This window comes from Leucobacter japonicus (genome assembly GCF_001273855.1).
Lineage (GTDB): Bacteria > Actinomycetota > Actinomycetes > Actinomycetales > Microbacteriaceae > Leucobacter > Leucobacter japonicus.
Genome location: NZ_JHBX01000067.1, coordinates 1 through 243 on the forward strand (window position 1 = coordinate 1; position 243 = coordinate 243).

The following is a 243-nucleotide window of genomic DNA, read 5'->3' on the forward strand; positions in this document are numbered from 1 at the left end:
AGCTGGGCACGGTGGTCGGCGAGGCGCAGGTCGGCGAGCAGACCCGAGTGCACGGCCGGGTGCAGGGTCTTCACGCGGCCGTCGAGCGCCTCGGCGAAGCCGGTGACCTCGGAGACGTCGGTGACCGGGTGGCCCGCCTCGCGGATGGTCGCGGCGGTGGATCCGGTCGAGACGATCTCGACGCTGGCCTCGGCGAGCGCGCCCGCGAGATCGAGCAGGCGCGTCTTGTCGCTCACCGAGATG

At 73.3% G+C, this 243-nt stretch carries 1 pseudogene; it reads right to left on the minus strand.

The window, feature by feature from the left end:
- Positions 1-243 (minus strand): annotated as a pseudogene (gene purH, locus AMS67_RS00220) (bifunctional phosphoribosylaminoimidazolecarboxamide formyltransferase/IMP cyclohydrolase); the annotation flags it as partial.